Annotated in this window: 11 protein-coding genes; 5 read left to right on the plus strand and 6 right to left on the minus strand. The window is 62.8% G+C overall.

The window, feature by feature from the left end; translation table 11 throughout:
• Positions 1–227 precede the first annotated feature (227 nt).
• The 3 genes from HAQ05_RS24765 to glgB are packed head-to-tail and all read left to right on the plus strand — an operon-like array spanning position 228 to position 7,834.
• Positions 228–2,255, plus strand: coding sequence for an alpha-1,4-glucan--maltose-1-phosphate maltosyltransferase (locus HAQ05_RS24765; protein WP_190425997.1), 2,028 nt, complete (start codon positions 228–230; stop codon positions 2,253–2,255).
• A 19-nt stretch (positions 2,256–2,274) separates the two neighbouring features.
• Complete coding sequence (gene treS / locus HAQ05_RS24770; RefSeq protein ID WP_190425999.1) at positions 2,275–5,592, plus strand: maltose alpha-D-glucosyltransferase; 3,318 nt, start codon at positions 2,275–2,277, stop codon at positions 5,590–5,592.
• Between the two features lie 13 nt (positions 5,593–5,605).
• Positions 5,606–7,834: a 1,4-alpha-glucan branching protein GlgB gene (gene glgB, locus HAQ05_RS24775; RefSeq protein WP_190426001.1), complete on the plus strand. Its 2,229-nt coding sequence runs from the start codon at positions 5,606–5,608 to the stop codon at positions 7,832–7,834.
• 55 nt (positions 7,835–7,889) lie between these two features.
• On the opposite strand, the gene HAQ05_RS24780 is transcribed toward glgB, so the two are convergent.
• The 6 genes from HAQ05_RS24780 to HAQ05_RS24805 all read right to left on the minus strand — a co-directional run bounded on the left by HAQ05_RS24780 (position 7,890) and on the right by HAQ05_RS24805 (position 14,435).
• Positions 7,890–8,624, minus strand: coding sequence for an endonuclease/exonuclease/phosphatase family protein (locus tag HAQ05_RS24780; RefSeq protein ID WP_190426035.1), 735 nt, complete (start codon positions 8,622–8,624; stop codon positions 7,890–7,892).
• Between the two features lie 288 nt (positions 8,625–8,912).
• Positions 8,913–9,185: a DUF2790 domain-containing protein gene (locus tag HAQ05_RS24785; RefSeq protein WP_190426003.1), complete on the minus strand. Its 273-nt coding sequence runs from the start codon at positions 9,183–9,185 to the stop codon at positions 8,913–8,915.
• Between the two features lie 215 nt (positions 9,186–9,400).
• On the minus strand, positions 9,401–10,612 hold the full coding sequence (locus HAQ05_RS24790; protein WP_190426005.1) for a dihydrolipoamide acetyltransferase family protein: 1,212 nt from the start codon (positions 10,610–10,612) through the stop codon (positions 9,401–9,403).
• Positions 10,613–11,668, minus strand: coding sequence for an alpha-ketoacid dehydrogenase subunit beta (locus tag HAQ05_RS24795; protein ID WP_202988112.1), 1,056 nt, complete (start codon positions 11,666–11,668; stop codon positions 10,613–10,615).
• A gap of 4 nt (positions 11,669–11,672) precedes the next feature.
• On the minus strand, positions 11,673–12,905 hold the full coding sequence (locus HAQ05_RS24800) for a 3-methyl-2-oxobutanoate dehydrogenase (2-methylpropanoyl-transferring) subunit alpha (protein WP_190426008.1): 1,233 nt from the start codon (positions 12,903–12,905) through the stop codon (positions 11,673–11,675).
• A gap of 225 nt (positions 12,906–13,130) precedes the next feature.
• Positions 13,131–14,435, minus strand: coding sequence for an NAD(P)/FAD-dependent oxidoreductase (locus tag HAQ05_RS24805; RefSeq protein ID WP_190426011.1), 1,305 nt, complete (start codon positions 14,433–14,435; stop codon positions 13,131–13,133).
• A gap of 180 nt (positions 14,436–14,615) precedes the next feature.
• Between HAQ05_RS24805 and HAQ05_RS24810 the strand changes: the two genes are divergently transcribed.
• Positions 14,616–15,491 (plus strand): helix-turn-helix domain-containing protein, encoded by an 876-nt coding sequence (locus HAQ05_RS24810; RefSeq protein ID WP_190426014.1) that lies wholly within the window; start codon positions 14,616–14,618, stop codon positions 15,489–15,491.
• A 215-nt stretch (positions 15,492–15,706) separates the two neighbouring features.
• Positions 15,707–16,399, plus strand: a complete 693-nt coding sequence (locus tag HAQ05_RS24815; RefSeq protein WP_190426016.1) for a metallophosphoesterase — start codon at positions 15,707–15,709, stop codon at positions 16,397–16,399.
• Positions 16,400–16,470 lie beyond the last annotated feature (71 nt).

The following is a 16,470-nucleotide window of genomic DNA, read 5'->3' on the forward strand; positions in this document are numbered from 1 at the left end:
GTAGGGTTGGGTCATCGATGTTCGGGTCTGGCGTTTCAGCCGGAATCGGAATGCTCATGAGCGTGTACTCCGGGTAAGTTTTGCTAGGCGTGCGGGGCGGTGGACAACACCGGCGGGCGAATGATTCCGCCACGGCAGCGGTGCCCAGATAGGGTGAACTTTCCCGCCTCGGTGGGCTTCGAAAACCCAAGCATCCTATTCATTGACGGCTACAGGAGCACAACGCAATGACCGCTGACCAGACCTTCGAACAAGGGCCCACGGCGGCCCAAGGCCAGGCCAACGACGAACCGTTGGGCTTGTCGAAGGCTTTGCTGTTGCCACGTGTCGCCATCGAGCAGGTGGCCCCCGTGCTGGACGGCGGCGCGTTCGCGACCAAGGGCCTGGTGGGGCGGGAGGTCACCGTCGACGCGAAGGTATTCACCGATGGCCATGACCAACTCGCCGTGATCGTGCGCTGGCGCCAGGCCGGCAGCCAAGCGTGGCACAGCGTGGCCATGGCGGAACTGGGCAATGACAGTTGGCAGGCCCGTTTCACCCCCGATAGCGCCAGCCGTTACCTGTTCTGTATCGAAGCCTGGAAAGACGAATTCGCCAGCTACTGCTACGAGCTTGAGAAAAAATATGGCGCCGGCGTGCCCATCGAGCTGGAGCTGGAGGAGGGGCGGCTACTGCTTGAGCACGCGGCGCGGCGCAGCAGTGACACGTTGCGCAGCGAATTACAGCACGTGCATGACCGCCTTGGGCCGTTGGAGCGCGACGACAAGGTGGCCCTGCTGCTGCATCCCGATACCCAAGCGCTGATGGCCCAGGCCGACCATCGCCCGTTTTTGTCCAAAAGCCCCGAATACCCGCTGGACGTAGAGCGTGAACGCGCGGAGTTTGCCAGTTGGTATGAACTGTTCCCGCGCTCGATCACCGACGACAAACAGCGCCACGGCACCTTCAACGATGTGCACAGCCGCTTGCCAATGATCCGCGACATGGGCTTTGACGTGTTGTATTTCCCGCCCATTCACCCGATTGGCCGGGCGCACCGCAAGGGCCCGAACAATTCACTCACCGCTGGGCCCAACGATGTTGGCAGCCCTTATGCCATCGGCGCCGAAGAGGGCGGGCATGAGGCGATTCACCCGCAACTGGGCAGCCGTGAGGATTTTCGCCGGCTGGTCCAGGCCGCCGCCGAACATGGGCTTGAAATCGCCCTGGATTTCGCGATCCAGTGTTCGCAAGACCACCCCTGGCTCAAACAGCACCCGGGTTGGTTTTCCTGGCGCCCCGATGGCAGCATCCGCTACGCGGAAAACCCGCCGAAAAAATACCAAGACATCGTCAACGTCGATTTTTATGCCGCCGATGCGGTGCCCAGTTTGTGGCTTGAACTGAGGGATGTGGTATGGGGGTGGGTACAAGAGGGTGTGAAGATCTTCCGGGTAGACAACCCGCACACCAAGCCGCTGCCGTTCTGGCAGTGGCTGATCGAAGACATCCGCCACCAAGACCCGGAGGTGATGTTCCTGGCCGAAGCTTTCACCAAGCCTGCGATGATGGCCCGGCTGGGTAAGGTGGGCTATAGCCAGAGCTACACCTACTTCACCTGGCGCAACACCAAGGCGGAGTTGGCCGAGTACTACACTCAGCTCAATGAGCCCCCTTTGGCATTGTGTTACCGGCCGAACTTTTTCGTTAACACCCCAGACATCAACCCTTACTTTTTGCACGACTCCGGCCGCCCGGGCTTTTTGATCCGTGCCGCGCTGGCGACCATGGGGTCAGGGTTGTGGGGCATGTATTCAGGTTTCGAGTTGTGCGAAGCGGCCCCCGTGCCGGGCAAAGAAGAGTATTTGAACTCGGAAAAATACGAGATTCGCCCGCGTGAGTTCACCCAACCGGGCAACATCATCGCCGAAATCGCCCAGCTTAACCGCATTCGCCGGCAAAACCCGGCCCTGCAAACGCATTTGGGCTGCGCCTTTTTCAACTGCTGGAACGACAATATCCTTTACTTTGCCAAGCGCACACCCGACCGCAGCAACTTCGTTCTTATCGCTGTGAGCTTGGACCCGCACAACGCCCAAGAGGCCCACTTCGAATTGCCATTATGGGAGCTAGGCCTGGGCGACGACGCTGCCACCCACGGGGAAGACTTAATGACCGGGCACCGCTGGACCTGGTATGGCAAAACCCAATGGATGCGTATCGAACCTTGGCATTTGCCCTTTGGCATCTGGCGCATCGAAGCCGCGGCCCTCTAAGAAGGACAGCCCACGCCACATGAAAAACCCACGCCACACACATAAAAAGCCTCGCAGTGCCGCGTTCCTCTACGACCCGCTCTGGTACAAGGACGCGGTGATCTATCAGGTTCACGTAAAATCCTTTTTTGACTCCAACAACGATGGCATCGGCGATTTCCCCGGGCTGATCGCCAAGCTCGACTACATCGCCGAGCTTGGCGTGAACACGATCTGGGTGCTGCCGTTCTACCCCTCGCCACGGCGCGACGACGGCTACGACATTGCCGAATACAAGGCCGTGCACCCCGACTACGGCACCCTGGCCGATGCCCGCCGGTTCATCGCCGAGGCACATAAGCGCGGCCTGCGGGTCATTTGCGAACTGGTCATCAACCACACCTCCGACCAGCACCCGTGGTTCCAGCGTGCCCGCCGGGCGAAGAAGGGTTCGCGGGCGCGGGACTTCTACGTGTGGTCCGACGATGACCAGAAATACGACGGCACCCGGATCATCTTCCTCGACACGGAAAAGTCCAACTGGACGTGGGACCCGGTCGCCGGCCAGTACTTTTGGCACCGTTTTTATTCGCACCAGCCAGACCTGAACTTCGATAACCCCCAGGTGCTCAAGGCAGTGATCGGGGTGATGCGCTTCTGGCTCGACATGGGCGTTGACGGCCTGCGCCTGGACGCCATCCCCTATTTGGTTGAACGCGACGGCACCAATAACGAAAACCTCGCTGAAACCCACGCAGTGCTCAAACAGATTCGCGCCGAAATCGATGCCAATTATCCCGACCGCATGCTGTTGGCCGAAGCCAACCAGTGGCCGGAAGACACGCAACTGTATTTTGGCGAAGGCGATGGCGATGAATGCCACATGGCGTTTCACTTCCCGCTGATGCCGCGCATGTACATGGCCATCGCCCAGGAGGATCGCTTTCCGATCACCGACATTTTGCGCCAAACGCCCGACATCCCAGCCAATGCGCAGTGGGCGATCTTTTTGCGCAACCACGATGAGCTGACCCTGGAAATGGTCACTGACCGTGAGCGGGATTACCTGTGGAACTACTACGCCGCCGACCGCCGCGCGCGGATCAACCTGGGCATTCGCCGGCGTTTGGCGCCGTTGCTCGAACGTGATCGGCGCCGGGTGGAGTTGCTCAACAGCTTGTTGTTATCCATGCCTGGCACCCCGACGCTGTACTATGGCGATGAGATCGGGATGGGCGATAACATCTTTTTGGGTGACCGCGACGGCGTACGCACCCCCATGCAATGGACGATCGACCGTAACGGTGGGTTCTCCCGCGCCGACCCGGCCAGCCTGGTACTGCCGCCGATCCAAGATCCGCTATACGGCTATGCCTCGGTGAACGTCGAAACCCAAGCACGTGACCCCCATTCGTTGTTGAACTGGACGCGGCGCATGCTCGCGGTGCGCAAGCAGCAGCAAGCTTTTGGCCGCGGCGCGCTGAAAATGCTCGCCCCCAGCAACCGCCGGGTGCTGGCCTATACCCGTGAATACGCCGCCGCCGACGGCAAAACCGAAATTATCCTGTGCGTGGCCAACCTGTCGCGGGCCGCGCAGGCCGCGGAGCTGGAATTATCCCAATACGCGGGCATGGTGCCGGTGGAAATGCTCGGCGGCAGCGCATTCCCGCCGATCGGGCAACTGAATTTTTTGCTCACCCTGCCACCCTATGCCTTTTACTGGTTCTTGCTCGCGCCGGAGGCCCAGATGCCCAGTTGGCACGTTGAACCGGCAGAAAGCCTGCCGGACTTCGCTACCCTGGTGCTGAAAAAACGCCTTGAGGAACTGCTCGACGCGCCCAGCCGCCAGACCCTGGAGCAGACCGCGCTCAAGCAATATTTGCCCAAGCGCCGCTGGTTCGCCGGCAAGGACTCGCCCATCGAACAACTGCACATTGCTTACGGTGTGCGGTTTTCTTCGCTGCCGTACCCGGCCCTGCTCAGCGAAATAGAAGTGACCCAGGGCGGTGAGGTTAGCCGTTATCAGTTTCCGTTCGGCCTGCTGCCCGAAGAGTACATCAGCAGCGCATTGCCTCAGCAGTTGGCCCTGGCACGGGTACGCCGCGGGCGCCAGGTGGGCTTGATCACCGATGGCTTCATGCTGGACAGCTTCATCCGTGCCGTGCTGCAGGCCATCCAGCGGGGTGCTGTGCTGCCCTGCGATGATGGTGAGCTGCGCTTTGCCGCCACCGAAAAACTGGAGGCGCTGAGCCTGCCCGCAGAGCCAGACATTCGCTACCTCTCCGCCGAACAGTCCAACAGTTCGGCAGTGATCGGTGGTGCGATGGTGTTGAAAATGATCCGCAAAGTCAGCGGTGGCACCCACCCTGAACTCGAAATGGGCGCATTCCTCACCCAGGCCGGTTACGCCAATATCTCGCCCTTACTGGGCTCCGTAACCCGCGTAGCGACCGACGGCACCCCCCACCTGCTGATGATCGCCCAGGGTTACCTGGCCAACCAGGGCGATGCTTGGCAATGGACCCAGAATAACCTGGAGCGCGCCGTGCGCGACGCCCTGCAAAACGCTTATTCAGAGTTGGAGCAACACCACGACGCCTTGGAGCAACTGGCCCACTTCGCCGGTTTGCTCGGGCAGCGCCTGGGCGAAATGCACACCGTACTGGCCGCGCCCACCGACGACCAGGCTTTCGCCGCCAGGCCCAGCACGAATAAAGACGCGCAGGCATGGAGCAAAAGCGTGAGCGCGCAGGTCGAACGTGCGCTGCGGTTGATCGAGCAGCACCGCGGCACGCTACCCGACGACGCACGCCCCCTGGTCGACACAGTGCTGGCCCAGCGCAAGGCATTGCTCGAACGCATTGATGCGTTGGCGGCCGATGCGGTAGGCGGGCTGGTGATGCGCGTGCACGGCGACTTGCACTTGGGCCAGGTGTTGGTGGTGCAGAGCGATGCCTACCTGATCGACTTCGAAGGTGAGCCGGCGCGCCCGCTCGAGGAGCGGCGTGGCAAATACAGCCCGTATAAGGACGTTAGCGGCGTGTTGCGCTCGTTCGATTATGCCGCCGCCATGGCCGTGCGCAGTACCCAGGTGCTGGACGCCACCAGCGGCGCCGCGCAACTGCGTGCCCAGGTGGCACAGCGTTATTACCAGGATTCGCAACAGGCGTTTCTCACCGCGTATGAACGGGCCACGGCCGCAGTGCCCCATGCGTGGGCCTACCCGCAGGGCGCCCACGCGGCACAGGTGTTGTTCAGCCTGGAGAAAGCCGCCTACGAAATCGCTTATGAAGCGGAAAACCGCCCGGCCTGGTTAGCTGTTCCCTTGCAGGGGCTGGCTGGGCTGCTCGAAGGATGATGGGAGAAACACTATGCATGCGCCATACGACACACACACGGGCCCTGGCAAAGGGGCTTTCCCGGCGCAATCGGACATCGAGGCGCTGGTACGCGCCGAGCACGGCGACCCGTTCGCGGTGCTCGGCCCTCATCCTGACGGCCAGGGCGGCCGCAGCGTGCGCGCCTACCTGCCCAACGCCTTGCGGGTTCAACTGGTGGGCTGGGAAAACGATCAAGTACAGGCCGACCTCGCCCAGCACAGCGTACCGGGCTTATTCGTTGGCCCGTTGCCGGGCCCAGATCGTTACCGCTTGAAAATCCATTGGGCCAGCGGCGAGCAAGTCACCGCCGACCCGTATAGCTTCGGCGAACTGCTCGGCGAAACGGACCTTTACCTGTTTGCTGAAGGCAACCACCGCAAACTCAGCAGCACCCTAGGCGCGCAATTGCTAACGGTCGATGGCGTGGCCGGCGTGCGGTTTTCTGTGTGGGCGCCTAACGCCCGGCGTGTGTCGGTGGTAGGCGATTTCAACGGCTGGGACGGCCGCCGCCACCCCATGCGCCGGCGTATTCCCTCTGGCGTATGGGAAATCTTCATTCCCGGGTTGCAGGCCGGTGAGCCCTACAAATTCGAACTGCTCGGCCAGCACGGTATCCTGCCGCTGAAGGCTGACCCCATGGCCTTGGCCACCGAATTACCGCCGTCGACCGCCTCGAAGGTTGCGCCGCCGTTGGATTACCCATGGAATGACCATGATTGGCTGGAGCAACGCAACCAGCCCTCGTTGGATAAGCCGGTGTCCATTTATGAACTGCATGCAGGCTCTTGGCAGGTTGAACTGGACGAGGCCGGGGAAGTGGCCCGGCAATATAACTGGCATGAATTGGCCGACCGGTTGATCCCCTACATTCAGAAGCTGGGGTTTACCCACATCGAGCTGATGCCGATCATGGAGTACCCTTTTGGCGGCTCCTGGGGCTACCAGCCGTTGTCGCAGTTCGCGCCAACCGCCCGCTACGGCAGCGCCCGTGATTTTGCCGAATTCGTCGACCGCTGCCACCAAGCCGGCATCGGCGTCATCCTCGACTGGGTACCGGCGCATTTTCCGACCGACGCCCATGGGCTGGCCCGTTTCGACGGCACCGCGCTGTATGAGTACGACAACCCCCTGGAGGGCTTCCACCAAGACTGGAACACCTTGATCTACAACCTGGGGCGCAACGAGGTGCACGGGTTCATGATCGCCTCGGCCTTGCATTGGCTTAAACACTTCCACGTGGATGGCCTGCGGGTCGACGCGGTGGCCTCGATGTTGTACCGCGATTATTCGCGCAAGGCCGGCGAGTGGGTGCCTAACCAATACGGCGGCCGCGAGAACATCGAGGCGATCGATTTTCTTCGCCACCTCAACGACGTGGTCGCCCATGAAACACCGGGCGTGCTGGTTATCGCCGAAGAGTCCACGGCCTGGCCGGGGGTCAGCCAACCTACCGAGCAGGGCGGGTTGGGCTTTGCTTACAAATGGAACATGGGGTGGATGCATGACACGCTCGATTACATGCAGAACGACCCGATCCACCGTAAACATCACCACGGTGAAATGAGCTTTGGCCTGATCTATGCCTACTCCGAGCACTTCATCTTGCCGATTTCCCACGATGAAGTGGTGCATGGCAAAAAAGCGCTGATCGACAAGATGCCGGGGGACCGCTGGCAAAAATTCGCCAACTTGCGGGCGTACCTGACCTTCATGTGGGCCCATCCGGGTAAAAAGCTGTTGTTCATGGGCTGCGAAATCGGCCAGTTTCGTGAGTGGAACCACGACCACCAGATCGATTGGTATCTCACCCAGTACACCGAACACCTGGGTGTGCAAACGCTGGTGGCCGACCTCAATAAAATCTACCGCCAAGAACCGGCCTTGCACCAACAGGATTGTGTACCCCAAGGGTTCCAGTGGGTGATTGGGGATGATGCCGCCAACAGCGTGTATGCCTGGCTGCGCTGGAGCAAAGACGGCGACCCGCTGCTGGTGGTGGCCAACTTTACCCCCGAGGTACGTTATGCCTACCGAATCGGCGTGCCATTGGGCGGCCAGTGGGCCGAATTGTTCAATAGCGATGCCGGGATATATGCCGGCAGTAACGTCGGCAATGGCGGCGCGGTGGAAGCGGATGAAATCGTTAGCCACGGCCAGCCCCATTCGCTGTCGCTGACCCTGCCGCCGTTGGCGGTGTTGGTATTGAAACCGAGGGTTTAGCCCGCCACCCCGATCCACACAGTATGCAGGTGCGAGCCTGCATAAGCTTCCCGCGCTAAAGGTGCACTTCAACCGCCAGTGGCAGGTGGTCTGAAAGGTGGCTCCAGGGCTTGGTGCCCAGCACCTTCGGCTCGTGGCTGGTGGCGTTACGCAGGTAGATGCGGTCCAGGCGCAGCATGGGGAACCGTGCCGGGTAAGTTTTGGCCAGCAGCCCATGGTGCCGCTCGAAGGCTTCGTGCAGGTCGCCATAGCGGGCGAGGGCGGCATTACCGCGTAATTGCCAATCGTTGAAGTCCCCGGCAATGATCACCGGCGCGTGTTCGGGCAATGAGTCGAGCAGTTTGCGCAACAGCAACAGCTGTTGCTGGCGGTGGCTTTCGAGCAACGACAAATGCACGCAGATGGCGTGCACACCGTCGGCATGGCCGGGCACTTGCAACACGCAGTGCAGCAAGCCACGCCGTTCGGGGCCGGTGATCGACACGTCAAGGTTGCGGTAATGCAAGATCGGGTATTTCGACAACAGCGCGTTGCCGTGGTGGCCGTCGGGGTATACCGCATTGCGGCCGTAGGCAAAGTCGCTCCACATGGCGTCGGCGAGGAACTCGTACTGCGACATTTGTGGCCAATTGGCGAAGCGGCTGGCGTGGCGGTCATGGCCGCCCAGCACCTCCTGCAGGAACACCAGGTCGGCCTGGGTGCTGCGTACCGCTTCGCGCAGCTCGGGCAGTATGAAGCGCCGGTTGAATACGGTGAAGCCTTTATGCGTGTTAACGGTCAGCACCCGCATGCGGTGCACTTCGCGTTGGCCGCTCGCAGGCGGTTCAGGGGCGGTACTGCTGGTTTCGGCGTGCACGTTCGCTCCAGGCTCCAGAGGGTTCCCTTACCTTATGGGACTTGCATGCACAACGCCAGTTCAGCTTTTGGCCATTACCGCACAACCGGCCTGGCGCGGTAGCAGGGAACCGTAAGCTGTACGGTTGGCCGTACCGCTTTGCGCTAAACCTAATGGGGTGCCCGGAAAAACCAAAGCCCCGCATGGGCGGGGCTTTTGAGCTGGCTGGCGCTGCTACAGCGCTTAGCCGTTGGCGTCGATGTCGAAGCCGCCGTTTTCAAGGTATTGCAGTTTGTGGACTTGGCCGTGGCTGTCTTGGTAAACCATGGTCACCGGTACCACACCGGTTTTGTCGCTGATGTCGGTTTTAGAGATGATCCGTTGCACATCCAGGTTCATGCCGTAGTGGTATTGCTCCACCGGGATGCCGGCCAAGCTGCGGTCGGCGCCATCCTGGGCGTAGGCGCCGGTGGTAAACACTGCAGCCAGGGCTGCGATTGCAAACGCGGTTTTCATGGTGGTGTCCTCATGCTGATGAAGGTGTTCGTTTTCGTTAACGTTATTGAACACCCCAGGGAGCCTGCGGTGAAATCGATAGGCGCAGTGGTAGGAATCACCTGTTTCGATAGTGTGCCGATGGCCTGCCTAATGGTAGGTAAACCACATCGCTGTAGGGCGTGCAGCTGGCTGTTACAGGTGCCAGTCCTGTTACTAGGTAGGCATGTGCTGCCTTAGCCAACCAGCAGGGTGCTAGGGGCCTCCAGGCACTGGCGCATGGCCTGGATGAAGCGCGCAGCGTCCATGCCGTCGACCACCCGGTGGTCGAATGAACTGGAGAGGTTCATCACCCTGCGCACCACGATCTGCCCGGCGACCACCCGTGGCAGTTCGACAATGCGGTTAACCCCGACGATGGCCACCTCGGGCAGGTTCAGCACTGGCGTGGAGGCGATGCCGCCCAGCGCCCCGAGGCTCGTTAAGGTAATGGTCGAGCCGCTCAGCGCTTCGCGTGGGGCGCGGCCCTGGCGCGCGGCCTCGGCTAACTCGGCGAGGGCCCGGGCGTTATGCCACAGGTCGCCGCCTTCGGCATGGCGCAGTACCGGTACCCGCAAACCGTGCTCGCTGTGGGTGGCGATGCCCACGTGCACAGCGCGGTAGCGCTCGAGCAGTTGTTCGCTGTCACGGTAATGCGCGTTCAACTGGGGGTGGTCACGCAGGGCCAGCACCATTGCCCTGACCAACAGTGGCAACAGGGTCAGGTGGCCGCGTTGTGTGGCGTAACGCTGGTTGAGCTCGGCGCGCAGGGTTTCGAGCGCGGTCACGTCCACCTCCTCTATATAGCTGAAGTGAGCCGCATGGCGTTTGGCGTGCTGCATCCGTTCTGCAATCTTGCGCCGCAGGCCGATCACCGGCACCCGCTCGACCGCTTTGCTGGGCGGCGCCGCCGGCCGCGGCTGAGCGCCCAGCCAGGCGTCGAGGTCGGCATGCTCGATGCGCCCGCTGGGCCCCCGACCCTGCACCTGGGCGAGGTCGATGCCGGTGTCGAGGGCCCGTTGGCGTACCGCAGGTGATGCCAGCGGCCGGTTCGGTGGCGCAGCCGCCGGGGCCGGGGCATGGTGTTCCGGCTGCACGGTGAGGGTTTCGCTGGGCGCTGCCGGGGCAACCGGCGGGGCAGGGATGGCCTCGGCGGGGTGGGCGTGGCCGTCTACCTGCAGGCGAATCAGCTCACTGCCCACCGCCAGTGTGGCGCCGGGTTCGGCACCCAACGCCAACACCGTGCCACCCACCGGGCTTGGAATCTGCACCGTGGCTTTGTCGGTCATCACGTCGGCCAGCGGTTGGTCTTCGGCGACTTCATCGCCCACCGCCACGAACCATTCCACCACCTCGACCTGGGCAATACCTTCGCCGATATCCGGCATTTTGATTACATGGGTACCCATTTATGCCTCCATCACGCGCTTTAGCGCGGCGCCGACCCGCCCTGGCCCGGGGAAGTAAGCCCATTCCTGGGCGTGAGGGTAGGGCGTGTCCCACCCCGCGACGCGCTCCACCGGTGCCTCCAGGTGGTAGAAGCAATGTTCCTGCACCAGCGCCAGTAACTCAGCGCCCAGCCCGCACGATAGCGTGGCTTCGTGGACGATCACGCAACGGCCGGTTTTGCGCACCGAGTTTACCAATGTGTCCAAATCCAGCGGCCAGAGGCTGCGCAAGTCGATCACCTCGGCATCGATGCCGGTCTCGCTGGCGGCGCACAGCGCCACGTGCACGGTGGTGCCGTAAGTGATTACCGTGACCGCAGCGCCGGGCCGCACGATGGCGGCGCTGTCCAGCGGCACCTGGTAGTAACCTTCTGGCACTGCCGCCTGGGGGTGCCGCGCCCAGGGCGTGACCGGGCGCTCGTGGTGGCCGTCGAAGGGCCCGTTGTACAAGCGCTTGGGCTCCAGGAAGATCACTGGGTCTTCGCATTCGATGCTGGCGATCAACAGGCCCTTGGCGTCATAGGGGTTGCATGGCATCACCGTGCGCAAGCCGCACACTTGGGTGAAGATCGCCTCGGGGCTTTGGCTGTGGGTCTGCCCCCCGTAAATACCGCCGCCACAGGGCATGCGCACGGTGATCGGCGCGGTGAACTCGCCGGCCGAGCGGTGGCGCAGGCGGGCGGCTTCCGAGGCGAGTTGGTCGTACGCCGGGTATACATAATCGGCGAACTGGATCTCCACTACCGGGTGCAAGCCGTAGGCGCCCATGCCGATGGCGGTACCGACGATGCCGCTTTCGCAAATCGGCGTATCGAAGCAGCGCTGCTTGCCGTACTTGGCCTGCAGCCCTTCGGTGCAGCGGAATACCCCGCCGAAATAGCCCACGTCTTCGCCAAAGGCCACCACGCGTTCATCACGGGCCATCATCACGTCCAGGGCGCTGCGGATCGCCTGCACCATGGTCATCACCTGGGTGGCCTGTTCGTTGGGCTGGCTGGGTTCGCACGCAACGTTCATGGTTTCATGCTCCCATTTGCTGGCGCTGCCGGCGCAGGTGCGCGGGCATGTCCTTGTACACGTCCTCGAAAATCGTCGCGGCACTGGCGATCGATCCATCGCCCAGGGTGCCGTGCTGTTCGGCAGCCTTGGTGGCGGCGATGATCTCTTGTTCGAGTTCAACGGCCAGCGCTTCGTGGCGCGCCTCGTCCCATTGCCCCAGGTTGATCAAATGCTGCTTGAGCCGGGCAATCGGGTCGCCCAGCGGGAACCGTCCCCAGTCATCGGCGGGGCGGTATTTGCTGGGGTCGTCCGAGGTGGAGTGCGGGCCGGCGCGGTAAGTGACCCACTCGATCAATGTTGGGCCATAATTGTGGCGTGCCCGTTCGGCGGCCCATTGGGACACCGCATACACAGCGAGAAAATCGTTGCCGTCGACCCGCAGCGAAGCAATGCCGCTGCCCACGCCACGGCCGGCGAAGGTGGTGGCTTCGCCGCCGGCAATGTGCTGGAAGCTGGAGATCGCCCACTGGTTATTGACCACGTTGAGGATCACCGGCGCCCGGTACACATGGGCGAAGGTGAGCGCGGTGTGAAAGTCCGTCTCGGCGGTAAAGCCGTCGCCAATCCAGGCTGAAGCGATGCGATTATCGCCGCGGATCGCCGAGGCCATCGCCCAGCCGACCCCCTGCACGAACTGGGTACCCAGGTTGCCAGAAAGGCTGAAGAAGCCCTTGGCTTTGTTCGAGTACATCACCGGCAACTGGCGGCCCTTGAGCGGGTCGCGCGCATTGGAGAACAACTGGCAGATCATCTCGAACAACGGCATTTGGCGGGTGATCAAGATGCCCTGCTGGCGGTAGGTCGGGAAACACATGTCATCGGCGTTCAGGGCCAAGGTGTGGGCGCACGCGACCGCTTCCTCGCCCAGGCACTGCATATAGAACGACATCTTCTTTTGCCGCTGGGCGGTGAGCATGCGCGCATCGAACAGGCGCGTCTTGAGCATGGCCTTCAGGCCCGCGTGCAGAATGCCCGGGGCGATCGACGGCGCCCACGGCCCTTGGGCATTGCCCTGCTCGTCGAGCACGCGGACCATGCCAACGGCCAGCCCGGCGGTGGCTTTGGGGTCCACATCCAGCGCGGGCTTGCGCGCATGGCCGGCAGGGGCGGCCCGTAGATAGCTGAAATCGGTCTGGCAGCCCGGCCGGCCGGTGGGCTCGGGCACGTGTAGCCGCAAAGGCTCATGAGGGTTCATCGTGACATCCCTGCTGTTGTGATTATTGGAGAGGGGTGCGTCAAGAATGAGTGTAGGCCGGCTATAGGGGAATATTTGTCTCTTTGTATTGAGTAGTTGCGCCGTGCATAGGGTGTATTTTCCTTTTTACGGGCATTATTGGGTTAATCATTCCGGGCTGTCTCGTTCGGTTTACTGTCGGCGCCGTAGTGGCCGTGGCCCCGGCTTCTATGGCCCGGGGGGGCTTCAACCCCCGCGCAACTGTTCCTTGATCCGGTACCACAACATCCCCAACGCCAGCAGCGGCGAGCGCAGCCGCTGCCCACCAGGAAACGTGCGGTGCGGCACCTTGGCGAATACCTCCAGCGCGCCTTCGTCCTCGGCACAGATCGCCTGTGCCAGTACCCTGGCGGCAAGGTGGGTCACGTTTAGGCCGTGCCCGCTGTAACCCTGGGCGTAATAGAGGTTGCTGTGGCCAGGCACCCGGCCCAGCTGCGGAAAACGGTTGGCGCTGATGCCGATCATCCCGCCCCATTGATAATCGATGCGCACCTCGGCCAGTTGGGGAAACACCTTGAGCATTTTCGGGCGCATGTACGCGGCGATGTCTGAAGGGTCGCGGCCGGAGTAATGGCACGCGCCGCCGAACAGCAGGCGGTTATCGGCCGAGAGGCGGTAGTAGTCCAAGGCGACGCGCTGGTCGCACAGTGCCATGTTCCGCGGGATCAGCTCGCGGGCAAGGGTGTCACCCAGGGGTTCGGTGGCGATGATGTAACTGCCGGCGGGCAGCACCTTGCCGGCCAGCGCCGGCACCAGGTCGCCCAGGTAGGCGTTGCAGCCCAATACCACCTGGTTGGCGCGCACGCTGCCATGGGCGGTGCGTACCGTGGCCTGCGCGCCGGGTTCTATGGCGGTCACCACGCTGGCCTCGAACAACCGAGCACCCAGTGCTTCGGCCAGTTGCGCCTCGGCCTGGGCCAGTTTCAGCGGGTGCAGGTGGCCCGAGCCCATGTCGACCAAGCCGCCGACGTAGCGCGCGGAGCCGACCACGCTGGCCATCTGCGCGGGTGGCACCAACTGCACCTGGTGTTCGTAGCCCAGGCGCTGTAGATGCTCAAGCTCGGCCTTGAACCCTTCATAATGCGCCGGCCGGTTAGCCAAGTCGCAATAGCCCCAGCGCAAGTCACAGGCGATGCCATGGCGGGCGATGCGCTGGCGTACGATATCTACTGCTTCGACGCCGGCGCGTTGCAGCTGCTGCACGCCAGCATCACCTACGTAACGGGTGAATTGGCCCAGGTCATGGCCCAGGCCGCGGATCAACTGCCCACCGTTGCGGCCACTGGCACCCCAGCCGATGCGCCGGGCCTCTAGCACGATCACCGAACGCCCGCGCTCGGCCAGTTCCAGGGCGGTATTGAGGCCAGTGAAACCGCCTCCGATGATGCACACATCGGCACTGTGGTCACCCGCCAAGGGTGGGCGATCCGGCGTGGGTATGGCAGTGGCGGCATAGTAGGAAGGGGCGTGCGCGGTCAACGGTTCGGGCATGGGCTTGCTTGCCTTGGGTTGGGTTGGGTTGAGGGTGGCCGGGTCAACTTCGGCAGGCCGGGGGCTTTCGTCCCAGGCCCGGGCGGGGCTATGCTCGCCCAGCGGCGCCGGTGAGTCTATCCACTTTGCCAGCCGCAATCTGCACCAAACGGGTGCGAATACGTTCAGCGGACCCCGCCCATGCGCAGCCAAAGCATTACCACCGCAGACCTCGATGAACACATCCGCTGCACGCCCGGTTGGGCGCAGCACTACCGGCAGATGTCGCCCGGGGTGTTCCAAGGCCATTTGCGCATGTTGGAGATGGCCGGCCAGGTGCAAGTGTTCGAAGAGCGCCTGAACACCCGGGTCGAACAGCATTTCGTCGCGCCCCAAGGGGCCTTGGTATTTAGCTTCGATACCGCGCAAAATGCCCTGTACCTACTCGATGAACGTTGTGAAAACTGCTGGGTTACCCCGCCGGCTTACCGTGAGCTGGCAGTGGTGTTCCATGGCCCGTTCCTCGCCTGCCACGGTGTAGACCCGGCCAGTGTAGGGCGCTGGCGCCTGGCGCCATTGGTGTCGGTGCAGGCGCGGGTGTTCAGCGGTTGGCTGGGCAAAACGTTGCGCAGCGACGGCAGCCCCTTGAACGAGGCGACCCTGGCGCGGCAACTGTGGGAAGATTGCCTGTTCGTGCTCGAATGCTCGCAGCCGCCTGGCATGCCACGTAGCGCGCTGCAACCGCGCCAACATGATCGGCAATTGTTCAATCGGGTGATGGATGCGGTCGCCAGCGACCCGCGGGGTGAGTTCACCGCGCCGCGCCTGGCGCAACTGGCTGGGGTTTCGCTGGGCCGGTTGCAGCAGGGCTTTCGCGCCTTCACAGGGTTGTCGCCTACCCAGTGGCTGCGGTTGCGCCGGCTGAACATGGTGCGGCGCGACCTGTTGCAGGCGCCGCGGGCCAGTACCACGGTGGCCGAAGTGGCCATGCGCTGGGCGTTCTGGGACCTGGGCCGTTTCGCCGGCAGCTACCGTGTGTTGTTCGGTGAATGGCCGAGCCAAACGCTGGCCCGTTGATTGCGCCTACAGGCGATGCCAGACTGTGTACCTTTGTTATTACAGTTATTACGGCCCTGCCATTGTGAATGTTTCTGCGCTATCGCCCACTTTGTCGCTCGCCCGCTCGCTGCCTGCACCGCTGGCCGCTGCGGCTATTACCACGCCGCCGGGGCGGGGCCTGGGCAACGCCCTGGCGCTCGCGAGCCAGCCCTGAGCGACAAGGAGGCAGCGCCATGGCCAGATTCAAGCATTTCAAGCTCAACACCCGGGGCCGGGATTTTGCCGTGGGCGACATCCACGGGCACTTCCAGCGCCTGGAGCAGGTGCTGCAGCGCGCGGGCTTCGATTCGCGGGTAGACCGCTTGTTCAGTGTCGGCGACCTGGTCGACCGAGGGCCGCAGAGCGAGTTGGCCCTGGATTGGCTGGCCAAGCCCTGGTTCCACGCCGTGCAGGGCAACCATGAAGTGCTTACCCAGCAATACTTGGCCGGCGACCCGCAATTGGATGTGTTCGACTACCGCATCAGCGGTGGCGGCTGGTTTCTCGACAGCCCCCCCGAGCGCCAACGCCACTATGCCGCCGCGCTTGGCCAGTTGCCGGTGGCCCTGGAGGTCGAAACCCGGCGCGGCCTGGTAGGCCTGGTGCACGCCAATTGCCCATTCCCCAGTTGGGCAACGCTGCGTGATTACTTGCAAGGCAAGTTGGCGCCAGACCCCGCCATCGATGAGGTGTTCCAGTGGTCCCGCGAACGCCTTAAAACCAAGAACGACGCAGGGGTGCAAGGCGTGCGCGCAGTGATCGTCGGCCATACCCCGCTGCGCCGGCCGCGCCGGCTGGGTAACGTTTGGCACATCGACACGGCGGGTTGGAGCGAGGGCTATTTCACCTTAGTGGAATTGGCGACGATGCGCTTCGTGGCGGGGTAAATCGCCCGCAGGCCACCCCACCGAGTTGCGCCTGCTTGTGATATACCGCGGCAAGGTTGTACGATGACCTA

It is taken from the genome of Pseudomonas typographi (genome assembly GCF_014694385.1).
Taxonomy (GTDB): Bacteria; Pseudomonadota; Gammaproteobacteria; order Pseudomonadales; family Pseudomonadaceae; genus Aquipseudomonas; species Aquipseudomonas typographi.

Bases quoted from the DNA above. Each gene is read 5' to 3' on its own strand.
- HAQ05_RS24765 (WP_190425997.1), top strand. From the start codon at position 228: ATGACCGCTGACCAGACCTTCGAACAAGGGCCCACGGCGGCCCAAGGC.
- treS (WP_190425999.1), top strand. From the start codon at position 2,275: ATGAAAAACCCACGCCACACACATAAAAAGCCTCGCAGTGCCGCGTTC.
- glgB (WP_190426001.1), top strand. From the start codon at position 5,606: ATGCATGCGCCATACGACACACACACGGGCCCTGGCAAAGGGGCTTTC.
- HAQ05_RS24780 (WP_190426035.1), bottom strand. From the start codon at position 8,624: ATGCGGGTGCTGACCGTTAACACGCATAAAGGCTTCACCGTATTCAAC.
- HAQ05_RS24785 (WP_190426003.1), bottom strand. From the start codon at position 9,185: ATGAAAACCGCGTTTGCAATCGCAGCCCTGGCTGCAGTGTTTACCACC.
- HAQ05_RS24790 (WP_190426005.1), bottom strand. From the start codon at position 10,612: ATGGGTACCCATGTAATCAAAATGCCGGATATCGGCGAAGGTATTGCC.
- HAQ05_RS24795 (WP_202988112.1), bottom strand. From the start codon at position 11,668: ATGAACGTTGCGTGCGAACCCAGCCAGCCCAACGAACAGGCCACCCAG.
- HAQ05_RS24800 (WP_190426008.1), bottom strand. From the start codon at position 12,905: ATGAACCCTCATGAGCCTTTGCGGCTACACGTGCCCGAGCCCACCGGC.
- HAQ05_RS24805 (WP_190426011.1), bottom strand. From the start codon at position 14,435: ATGCCCGAACCGTTGACCGCGCACGCCCCTTCCTACTATGCCGCCACT.
- HAQ05_RS24810 (WP_190426014.1), top strand. From the start codon at position 14,616: ATGCGCAGCCAAAGCATTACCACCGCAGACCTCGATGAACACATCCGC.
- HAQ05_RS24815 (WP_190426016.1), top strand. From the start codon at position 15,707: ATGGCCAGATTCAAGCATTTCAAGCTCAACACCCGGGGCCGGGATTTT.